At 65.8% G+C, this 444-nt stretch carries 1 protein-coding gene; it reads left to right on the forward strand.

Annotation, left to right across the window (positions count from 1 at the left end; all coding sequences use genetic code 11):
* A partial coding sequence (locus tag AC2JF9_RS09335) for a glutathione S-transferase family protein (RefSeq protein WP_500727217.1) occupies window positions 1-444 on the forward strand: 444 nt, incomplete at both ends.

The raw sequence follows: 444 nt of genomic DNA on the forward strand, positions 1-444 counted from the left end.
GGGTGAAGATCTTCCTGGCGGAGAAGGAGATCACGGTCCCAACCGAGCAGATCGACCTCTCGAAGCTTGAGCACAAAGAGGAGGCCTATTCGGCCATCAACCCCGTCCAGCAGGTGCCGGCGCTCGTCCTGGACGACGGTTTCGTGCTCACCGAGACCATCGCGATCTGCCGCTATTTCGAGGAGCTGCGGCCGGAGCCGCCGCTCTTCGGCACGGACGCCTTCTCGCGCGCGCTCGTCGAGATGTGGCAGCGGCGGATCGAGTTCGGCCTTCTCGGGCCGGTCGCGGCGGTGTTCCGCCACCTTCACCCCGCCATGGCGCAGATGGAGGTGCCGCAGGTGCCGGCCTGGGGCGAGGCGAACAAGGACCGCATCAACCGCTTCCTCGCCATCCTCGACAGGGAGCTCGTCGGGCAGGAATTCATCTGCGGACCAAGTTTCACGG

It is taken from the genome of Lactobacillus sp. C449L, assembly GCF_059900815.1.